Origin of the sequence: uncultured Campylobacter sp. (assembly GCF_938017615.1) — a bacterium.
Classification (GTDB): Bacteria; Campylobacterota; Campylobacteria; order Campylobacterales; family Campylobacteraceae; genus Campylobacter_B.
This window is the reverse complement of record NZ_CALIJA010000116.1, coordinates 1-10,299: the sequence shown is the minus strand read 5'-3', so window position 1 is coordinate 10,299 and position 10,299 is coordinate 1. Positions and strand designations below refer to the sequence as shown.

The window sequence follows — 10,299 nt, the reverse complement described above, 5'->3', positions numbered from 1 at the left end:
CGGAGCGGCAAGCGCTAAAAGCGAGCGTTCTAGCGCAAAAAAGCTTCTCATTAGTGCGCCTAATGATTTGAAAAAATCCGCCCGCACATGCCCGCACAAAAGCTCGCTAAACTCATCCACAAAGCTGTTGGTGACATTCGTAAAAAGCTCTAACGCCAGCGCTTCTCCGTCTTGCGCGCCGATGAAATTTTTAGCGTATTGCGAGTTCGCAGCATTTTTGCCATCCTGCGGGCCTGTAAAATTTTTACTGCCATGCGAACCTGCAGAATTTTTTCCGTCTTGCGCCGTCCAGCTCGCGCTATTTGTGGAATTTTGCTCTTTTGTCACGAAATTTTGTCCGTTTAAAACTGCGCTGTGTTTTGCAGCCGCGTCGCGCAGCAGAGTCGAATGCAGGTAAAAAATAAATCCCACATAGTCCTCGCACTCTTTGCAAAGCTCCATATTACGGCGAAATTTACTCTTTTTTAGCACGTCGATTACCGCGACACGCATACGCCCATCATCGCGTCCCTCGTCGTAGAAGCTCGCACTCATCGGCACGTTGGCGTATGAAAAATCAAAAAGCACGGAATTTTGCTCGCTTTTAAACGCTGTAAAATCGAATTTCGCCAAATTTTGAAATTCCGCCTCATCGCTAGGCACAATGGGCGAGCTGCGTAAAAACTCCAGCTGCTCCTTCCAGCGCTTAAATTTCGCATCCGTTTCATAGAAAAAAAACGGAATTGCAAAAAATTCGTAGTAGTAGCTTCTTGCTTGAAGTAGATTCGCATCCATTACATCGCTCCTTTTCTAGCATCTTCTATCTGTTTTTTTATCATTATTTTTGCCTTGCAATCGCCGCAGCAAAAAAGCGTCTTCATCTTTTCAGGCTCGTTTGCAAAATGCGCGCCCATCATATCCGCGATCTTCATCACGGCTTTGCTCGTCGCAAATTCCTTACCGCACTCGATGCACTTAAAAAGCTCGTCTTTGGCTAGCATTTTGTAATTAAAAAATCCCGGCTCAAGCTCCACGCCGCAAGGCTGAAGCTCGATCGTATCCTTTTCGGCGCAGCTTAGCACGCAGTAGTTGCATGTCGTGCAAAGCGAAGCGTTGAGCTTAATCGAATTGTCGCTGTTATCGGCATACAGCGCGCCGGTATTACAGGCGCCCACGCAGCTAAGGCAGAGCGTACAACTTGCTTCGTTTATGCTTACTTTGCCAAATTTTAGCAACTCTCCGCTTTTTACAGCGCCGAAGCTGTCCTCGCCGACCATCGCGCTTACGCGTTTGGAAAAAATTTCTTTCTTGCTAAGGCCCTGTTCGTTTAGGCTAAACGCCCACGGCTGAGAGCTTTGCGCCTGCTTTAGCGCCTCTTGCAGCTCGGTTAAATTTCGCGCTAAAAATACTGCGTCCTTGCCGTAGATCGCGCGCGAAATTCCATTGACAAGCTCCACCGCTTCACGCGTGCCCTCGCCCACGTCCGTGCCGTAAATGATCACACTCGAGCCGCTTTCTTGCATCGCGCTTAGCAAATTTACCTCATCTATTTGCCTGCTTCCAAAAATTCCAAACGGCAGCACGCCGCACGGAAGCTGCACTGCGGGTGCGGACTCGATTTCGCTCTCTGCGATGAGAAACGGAATTTTGCCTGCATAGAGCTTTGCGATCTCGCCAAATACGCTTTGGGGCAGCTTGGCAAATTTCAGCGCGCCGCTAGGGCAGACGCTCACGCACGCGCCGCAACCGACGCAGTCGATATGTGAAAATACTAACTCGCGCTTTTCGTCGTTTTTCAAAATCGCCACTGTAGGGCAAACCTCCACACATGGCGCTCGCAGCTCATTTCGCCTACCTTGATACTGGCAAATCGCAGGATCGAAGATCGTGGAATTCTTATAATGATAAACCGGGCTTTTGGAATTTAAAATTTCTAAAATTTCATCGTCTTTTAGCCCCGATATCTCGTAGCAGCCGCTTTGTCGCAATTGATAGGGCGCTGCGCCGCTAATCAAGAAAAAATCCGCCTCAGTCTCAACCTCATCTCGCTCACTTAAAATCGTAACTGCAAGATCGCCAATCTCGCCGTAGACGAACTTAATCTCGGCCCTGCTTAACGCGATCACCTTAAATCCATGCCGCCTAAGTAGCCTCACAAGCCCCTCTCGCGGCTCATCACAGGCGAGAATTACGTTTTTGCCGACGGGCTTTTGATAGTCGCTATCTAGCGCGCCGTCGAAGGCAATATCCTTGGCGCGATACAAAATATCTACGTTTTTAGCGATTTGTAGCGGCTCATCTGCGGAATTTTCTATATAAAAATTTATCTCGGGCGCATAAATTTGCGCTTTTAGTTTCGGCGAATTAGCAACGATAAATTCCTCATTTTTCGTCCCCTCTTCATCGCCGCAAATTTCGATATCATCGCTTAAGACGACATCCTTTAGCCCCGCGGCGTAAAATCCATGTTCTTTCATAATCTATCCTAAATTGATAATTAGGCGGGTTTTACTCTTATTTTCTAAACAGCTTTTAAATTCTGCACTTAAAGTAAATCGAATTTAAATTAATAATTTTATAGATAAAGCAAAATCAAAGCTTTAAATGATAAAATCGCCTAAATTTTAAGGCATCGGGGTCGCAATGCAACGAATCAAACTACCAAAAATCGACAAAATCGCAAACGCGCAGGAGTTTCAAAACTGCCTCCGCCCGCAAATCATCAAAATCGCGCAAGAGCTCATCGAAGAGGCACGCAGGAAGGCGCTACAAGGAGGCGAGCTCGCAAGCGAAAGCGAGATCATTGCGCGCATCAAATCGCGCTACGAAAAATTTCAAAATCTAAGCCTCAAACCGCTCATTAACGCAACTGGCGTCGTGCTACACACAAATCTCGGCCGCAGCGTCATCAGCGCCGAAATTTTAGCCCGCGCGCAAAAGATCATCACCTCGTATTCAAATTTAGAATACGACCTATCCGAGGGCGCGCGCGGCAACAGATACGACTACATAGCGCTTTTGTGCAGCGAGCTCTTCGGCGCGCAGGACGCACTCGTGGTCAATAATAACGCTGCGGCGGTATTTTTGGTGCTAAATACCTTCGCGCGCGGACGTGAAGTCGTGGTAAGCCGCGGCGAGCTAGTCGAGATCGGCGGAAGCTTTCGAGTAAGCGAAGTGATGTCAAACTCGGGCGCAAAGCTCGTAGAGATCGGCACTACGAACAAAACCAAGCTGGACGATTACGAAGAAGCGATCAATGAAAATACGGCGATCTTGATGAAGGTGCACCGCTCAAATTTTAAAATTTCGGGCTTTAGCTCTAGCGTAAGCGCTACAGAGGTGGCGGCTCTCGCACGTCGCGCCTCACAGGCAAAGAGAGAATTTTTAGCGCTTAGAGCGGCAAGCTTTAAAAATTTAGCAGATCTTTGCGGCGGCTCTTCGGACGCAGCGGGCGAAATTTTAAATTCCGCGCCGAATGGTTTAAGCTTAGCGGATAGCTCTGCGAGTGCTCTAAATTTAAATAGCGGCGAGCCGTCCGAAAAGAGCGAGTGTTTTCATGAAGACGGCGAGAACGGAATTTTCGCTAAAGCTTCTAAGATTGCTCCTGCAAAATTTAGCATGAAAAAAGTGGAAAGTTTTAACGAGATCATCGATTATTACGATCTTGGAAGCGGCTACGCGAGCGAGCTGGGATTTGGGCTAGGCAAAAGCGAGCCATCCATTTTTGAGCTTTTAAAAAGCGGCGTGCGGCTGCTTAGCTTTAGCGGCGACAAGCTTTTCGGCTCCGTGCAGTGCGGCATCATCCTAGGAGATCGGCAGCTCATCGCGCGCCTGCGAAAAAACCAGCTACTGCGAATGCTGCGCGTGGATAAGATCACGCTAAGCCTGCTTGCCGAGACGATCAAAGCGTATATAAATAAAGAATTTCACCTCATCACGACGATAGATCAGATCCATCTAAGCCTAGATGAGCTACGTGAGCGAGCGGAGTTAGTGCAATCTCGCATCGGCGTAAAATCGCAGATCGTGCCTACTACCACCTTCGTAGGTGGCGGCACGATGCCCGGCGCCTCCTATCCTAGCATCGCGCTTGCGATACTTGACGGTGCAGATCCGCAGAGCACGCAGGCAAAATTTCGCGCTGAGGGTATAATCGGACGGATCGAGGATGATAAATTTTTGCTCGATTTCAGATCGATTTTAAAAAGCGACTTGCAAGATTTAATAAAAAAGATCGGAGAAATTTATGAATAGCGTAATCATCGGCACCGCAGGCCATATCGATCACGGAAAAACCGCGTTAATCAAGGCGCTAAACGGCTTTGAAGGAGACCGAATGCCAAGCGAAAAGCAGCGCGGCATCACGATCGATCTTAGCTTTTCGCATCTGCGCTCTGGGGATACCAACGTCGCTTTCATCGACGTTCCGGGGCATGAAAATCTAGTAAAGACGATGATTAGCGGCGCGTATGCCTTCGACGCTGCGATGCTGGTAGTCGCCGCGGACGACGGGCTAATGCCGCAAAGCAAAGAGCATATTCAAATTTTATCGCTGCTTGGGGTAAAAAGCGTGATCTTATGCATCAGCAAGTGCGATCTAGCCGACGACGCGCGCAGATCCGAGGTCGCGGCGCAGTGTAAGGAATATATCTCCAAATTTAAGGATTTGCAAATTTTAAATACCTTTTTTATCAGCATAAAAGATCCCGCAAGCATCGCCGAGCTGAAAAATTATCTCTTCAATATCAAGCCCGCGCAGCGCCAAGGAGGCGGCGTGGTGCACTACTACATCGACCGCGTCTTTTCGCTTAAGGGGCTCGGCACCATCGTAACGGGCAGCCTCATTAACGGCGCGATTTCAAAGGGCGAAAAGCTTTATAACTGCGATCTGGGTAAAATTTTTAACATCAAAAGCGTGCAGATCCACGACGAGGATACGCCGCTAGCGCAGGCTCCAAACCGCGTTGCGCTGAGCTTAGATGCCAAAACGAGTGAGCTTGAAAAGGGGCAAATCCTAAGCAAAAAGGGCTTTTTCCGCGGCTTTAATGAAGCCGACTGTACCTTTAGCGGCGAAATTTCGCATAATCAAGACGTGCTGTTTTGCGTCGGAAGCAAGCAAAGCGCGGCAAAAGCGCTCATTTTAAAGGAGCTTGAAGGCAACGAGAAGCTCGTAAGCTTTAAATTTGACAAAACGATGTTTTTGAAATTCGGCGAGCCATTCGTCTGCTTGTCAAACTCGCGCGTAATCGGCGGCGGACGCGTGCTAAACGCCGTAGTCGAGCCGCTAAAAAAGCAGAGCAAAGCCGTGCTTCTCACCGCGCTTTTGAAGCGAAATTTCACCGAAGCGTTTAAAATTTTAAGCCTCTTTCACAAGCATGGATTCGGGCTATTTTCGGCGTATCAGCGCTTCGGAATGGAGTACGACGAAGCGGTAAAGATCGCGCGCGGTCTAGAGGGGACGTATTTTGACGAAGCAAATTTATGCGTTTACGATCTAAGCGCGATCGAGGACGTGAAAAGCCTCATAAAATTTATCGTCTCAAAAAACGACTACGCGATCTTTTCGCCCGCTTCGATCGCCCTAAAGCTCTCGTGGGCCAGCGAAGATCTTGCTGCGCGCGCGCTTAGCGAGCTTGAGCGAGGCGGCATCATCTCCAAAAAGGGCGGAGTTTACGTAAAATCCGGGGTGGATTTTGACGCGCTCAAACAGAGCCTGGAAAGTAAAATTTTTGATCTCATCAAAAAGGGCGGTATCGCGCCGCTTGCGCCGTATAACATTTACGACGAGCTAGAGATCGACCGCGAAAGCGGCGATGACGCGCTAAAAAAGCTAACATACGCCAAAAAGGTCGTCCGTCTCGCGCACAATCTCTTCGTCGAGGCCGAAAATTTAGCCCTAGCGATCAAACGCCTCTACGCAATCATCGAAAAAGAGGGCTTCGTAAACGTCACAAACGCCAAAGAGGAGCTTGGGCTTAGCAGAAAATTCGTAATCTGCTACCTCGAATACCTAGATAAGATGGGAAATATCGTGACGATCGACAATAAGCGCTATTTGAAAAAGTAAAAATTTAAAATTTTGCACTACAATGCGCGGAATTTTTTGCAAAGGAAAAAAATGAAAAAAGCTATTTTAACTTCAGTTGCGCTCGCAGCGAGCCTAAACGCGGCTCTAAGCGACAGCGAAATTCTATCCATCTACGGCGGCGCGCCTCAAGGCATCGAAATAAAGGTCGCCGAGCGCATCCCACTTAGCGAGCCAAAGGGCGTTGAAGCGGTCGTTTTAAAGATTTCTCAAGGCAATATGTCGCAAGAGGAGATCATCTTCACCCAAGGCGATCTGATCTTTACCGATATCATCGATCCTAAAAAACGCGTAGTCTATAAGGAGCAGATCAAACAAGACCGCATCGCAGGACAGCTAAGTAAGGTCTTCAAAGCAGAGAGCAAAGACAATATCATCAAGCTAGGAAACGATCCAAAAAAACCTACGATTTTGATGCTGACGGACGCCTTGTGTCCATTCTGCCGCAAAGAGATGGCAAGGATTGAAGAAACGCTAAAAAATAACAATGTCGATATAATCATGACCTCCGTTCACGGCGATGACGGCCACGCAAAATCCGCGCTCATCTACAAAGAGATCAAAAATGCTAAAACCGACGAGCAAAAGATAGCGGTTTTTAAAAAATATTACGCTGAAGATAACAAAGCAGGCGCCAAAGACGTAAGCGCTGCCGAGCTAAATGCTGCAAAAGCCCTAGCTGCCAAATACTTCGGTGCGGGGGTAAACTCGGTGCCTTACATCATCGAACTAGACAAGCTAAAATAATCTTTCTTAAATTTTGCGGAGCGATCCGCAAAATTCTACCTCATCGTCTTAGCCTTAGCGATTTTAATTAATCCGGATTTTATAAAATTTTACGAGTAATTGCTTTAGAATTTTTATAATCCCGCCGCCTAGCAAAATCTCTTTATCGAACCAGATTAAAATTTTAAAATTTCATAATCACGGAATTTAAAGCAGCACTATTTTAAAATTTAATACCGTTAAAAGACACGTGCAAAATTCTACAGCAAAATTCCACACTATTTTTATATTGAAAGTAGCATAAAAGCGATAGTGTATGAAATTTAAAAGCGAGAAAATATGCAAGCAAAATCCACGGTCGAAATTTTAAAATTTCGCAGCAAAGCCCAGGTAAAATTTAGCCGCAAATTTCATAAAATTTTCGCTTTGCGGCAAAGAGGAATTTACAGTTGTGCTTCAAGCTGCCTATCTTGGGCTACTCCAATTAAAATCAAAACTCCACGTCAAAAGCGGCTCTTGCCAGGCTATTTTTGCTCTCGCTTAGCTCGTACGACGCGCTAAGTGCGACGCTTTGAAGGATCTTATATTTCAGTCCGATCGCGCCGTTAAATACGCCGCTAGAATAATCAAGCCCCTCCACGTCGTATCTGTCCGAATACTTTCTGCTAGCATGATACGAATCGCCGCTAAATCGATGCTCGTACTCCGCATTTGCGAATATCTGCAGATCGCCGAAAGCCTTGATCGCGTAAATTCCCGCGGTGCCGTTCGGCGCGGTTTTTGAAGCGGAGCTAAATTTAAGCCTAGAGATCGCGTCCTCGTTCACCATAATCGCTCCAAGCCCCAAATATGGCTTAATGTAGCCGTTTTCAAATAAGAATTTATACCCTGCCCTCGTACTGAAATCCCAAATTTGCGACTTGTATTTCGCGCCGTGGATAGCGCCGAATCCGTTGTTGGTTTCAAATTTATGATCGTTCGTCGAATAGGTTAAATTTACCGCCAGATCCACGTTTTCGTTAAAGTCATATCTGCCCGCCAGACCGAGCTCGTAGGATTTGATGTTTTCTTTGACACCGTCGAATTTACCCTCATACCAAGCGTCAGATTTTTGATACCCAAAGATCACGCCCAGCGTAAGATCATCCACTCTCTTGGAGGCTCCGAGTAAAATTCCGTCGCTCTTGTGATCGTATTTGACGCCGCCCGAGCGGTCTTTGTAATCCCCGCCGTAGTTTCCAATCGCGCTTACGTTTACGTTAAACTCCTGCCCGTCGGTATCGGCTAAATTTTTATAAGCGGAATTTCTTGCAAGCTTTGTAAGATCCAGATCGACCTTCGAGCGCGGCATCTCGATGCCTACCCGGTTGCCGCCTCTTGCGACCTGCGAAAACAGGCTACCGTTTTTAGGCGTGAAATTATTGATCGCCAGCATCAGCGCTTCAAAATAGGTAGGCAGATCGTCGTATCCGCTAGGATAGGCATTCGTATCGGAGGTGATGAATAGATTTGCCGCGTTGCGCTCGCGAGATAGCCTTATGATCTCGTCGTATTGATCCGGTCTTGCGTTGTATATGACGTGCAAAATTTTAGAGGAATTTGCGGGGTCTTTTTCAAACTCAGAGGTTCTAGGACGATAGTGGTTTATGTAGTCGTCCGCGCTCACCTCTTGCAGCATCCAAACGTCCGCATAGGGAGCTATGGCGTCGCGCACGCCCCAGCCATTGTTTGCCAAAACGAGCATTCCCGGGTATTTGGTCTTGATATAATTGTAGATACTCTTCATATAGGCGATAGTTGCGGGATTGTTTTCGGTATTAACCTCGTCGATGAAGTATCCCGCGATATTTTCTCTGCCGTAGAAATTTACAAAATTATCTATATCGGCATAGACTAAATTTAGATTTCTAGTAGAATTTGTAGTATAGGTATAGCCTAAATTTGATATGCCCGCCGCGATATTTCGCTTCATCTGAACTGCGTCTTCTTCTCTTCTGACCAGATATTGCGTGGTTTGATCGCCCGGCGTCGCCGCTTCGTATGAACCGAAAGCCACATAAGGAACCAGCGCGCCGCCTATATTGGTAATGCCGTTCCAAAACTCGGCATTTACGCCGCTATTGCCCGTCCAGCGAAATGCAGGCATCATAACGCGCTGATTATTAAGCCTGCCCGAATATGAGCCCTTTTTGGCAAAGCCCCTTGCGTACTCGAGCTTGATACGAAACGAGTTTTCGTACTGCTCACTCGCTGAGTTATCGCTAGCCGCGTCGCGCCTGCTTAATTTCGCGCCCAGGCTGTCCGCAGCGCTCATTACATCGGAACGGGAAGTGTTGTTGGAAGGAGATTTTTGCGCGTTTGCATAGCTCCAGGAATTCTGCTCGCTCGCATAGCCGAACCCTGCTGCACCGACAAGCGCAAGAGATACGATTTTTTTCAAAGACTTTAGCATTCTGCACCGCCTCAAATAAAATTATCCAAATTCTTAAATTTCGACAAATTTGCGGACGCGCTTTTAAAATTAAAAGCTTTGTCGAAATTTAAAAATTTAGCCGCCCTAAGACGGCCAAATTTTAAAGCTTATTTTAATGCTGCTTTTGCCTTCTTCGCGACGGTTGCGAAAGCTTCGGCGTCGTTCATAGCCATATTTGCTAAAATTTTTCTATCAAGCTCGATGCCCGCTTTTTTCAGTCCGTTTATAAATTTAGAATAGCTGATGTCGTTCAGCCTGCAAGCTGCATTGATGCGCACTATCCAAAGTCTGCGGAAATCGCGTTTTTTCGCGCGTCTGTCACGGAAGGCGTAAACGAGGCTTCTCTCCAGCTGCTCTTTGGCCTTTCTGAAATGTTTGCGTCTTGCGCTATAAAATCCGCGCGCAAGCTTTAGCACCTTGTTGTGACGGCGGCGTCTAACGATGCCCGTTTTTACTCTTGCCATATTAATCCTTTCTTAATCGGCGTCCCTTTTGGGATCTTGCCCTAAAATCCATAAATTTAGGGGAGTTTGAATGACTTTCGTCAAAAACTAACTTCGCACTATTTGCAAAGCATTTTTTTAACCGCAGATACGTTCGTAGAATCGACGTATTGGGCCTCGCGCAAATTCCTCTTGCGTTTTTGAGACATCTTCGTCAAAATATGGCTGCGAAACGCCGAGCCTCTTTTGATCTTGTTTTTGCCCGCTTTAAAACGCTTGACGGCACCGCGCACGCTTTTCATCTTTGGCATGGTCGTCCTTTTTTTAAAGTGAATGGGAAGTATATAATAAAGTTTCTTTGAAAAATTTGAATTTAAGGAAATTTAGAGCTTAAATTAACGCAAGATAAATTTAAAGTTAAATTTTGCCACTCGCTTAAGATTCGGTTTGGCTGGATACAAAAAATTTTATACAAATTTAAAGGTCTAAATTTAGAGATAAACTTAGCCTGTATAAATTTTAAAATTTTGCTATTTAGTTTAAATTTACGCGCTGTACCGCGGGGAAAAACAGCGCGTAAATTTTAAAATTTT

The 10,299-nt window shown here is 46.5% G+C and carries 7 protein-coding genes and 1 pseudogene; 3 read left to right on the top strand and 5 right to left on the bottom strand.

Annotated elements, in window-relative coordinates:
- Positions 1-774, bottom strand: a pseudogene (locus Q0620_RS06055) (hypothetical protein); the annotation flags it as partial.
- The gene (locus Q0620_RS06050) at positions 774-2,456 is read right to left on the bottom strand and encodes a 4Fe-4S dicluster domain-containing protein (RefSeq protein ID WP_298783764.1); all 1,683 of its coding nucleotides are present in this window, start codon (positions 2,454-2,456) and stop codon (positions 774-776) included. The gene Q0620_RS06050 and the pseudogene Q0620_RS06055, both read right to left, overlap by 1 nt.
- Positions 2,457-2,622: 166 nt before the next feature.
- Between Q0620_RS06050 and selA the strand changes: the two genes are divergently transcribed.
- From selA to Q0620_RS06035, 3 genes are read left to right on the top strand one after another with little or no spacing between them, the layout of a single operon-like run.
- Positions 2,623-4,233, top strand: coding sequence for an L-seryl-tRNA(Sec) selenium transferase (gene selA, locus Q0620_RS06045; protein ID WP_298783763.1), 1,611 nt, complete (start codon positions 2,623-2,625; stop codon positions 4,231-4,233).
- The gene (gene selB, locus Q0620_RS06040) at positions 4,226-6,046 is read left to right on the top strand and encodes a selenocysteine-specific translation elongation factor (RefSeq protein ID WP_298783762.1); all 1,821 of its coding nucleotides are present in this window, start codon (positions 4,226-4,228) and stop codon (positions 6,044-6,046) included. The genes selA and selB overlap by 8 nt, the downstream gene beginning before the upstream one ends.
- Before the next feature lie 51 nt (positions 6,047-6,097).
- The gene (locus Q0620_RS06035) at positions 6,098-6,811 is read left to right on the top strand and encodes a histidine kinase (protein ID WP_297949471.1); all 714 of its coding nucleotides are present in this window, start codon (positions 6,098-6,100) and stop codon (positions 6,809-6,811) included.
- A gap of 469 nt (positions 6,812-7,280) precedes the next feature.
- On the opposite strand, the gene Q0620_RS06030 is transcribed toward Q0620_RS06035, so the two are convergent.
- From Q0620_RS06030 to rpmI, 3 genes are all read right to left on the bottom strand, one after another.
- On the bottom strand, positions 7,281-9,242 hold the full coding sequence (locus tag Q0620_RS06030; RefSeq protein ID WP_298783761.1) for an autotransporter domain-containing protein: 1,962 nt from the start codon (positions 9,240-9,242) through the stop codon (positions 7,281-7,283).
- A 128-nt stretch (positions 9,243-9,370) separates the two neighbouring features.
- Entirely contained in the window at positions 9,371-9,727 is a 357-nt protein-coding gene (gene rplT, locus Q0620_RS06025; protein ID WP_297961674.1) for a 50S ribosomal protein L20, read from the bottom strand.
- 98 nt (positions 9,728-9,825) lie between these two features.
- Positions 9,826-10,017, bottom strand: a complete 192-nt coding sequence (rpmI, locus tag Q0620_RS06020; RefSeq protein ID WP_005871089.1) for a 50S ribosomal protein L35 — start codon at positions 10,015-10,017, stop codon at positions 9,826-9,828.
- Positions 10,018-10,299 lie beyond the last annotated feature (282 nt).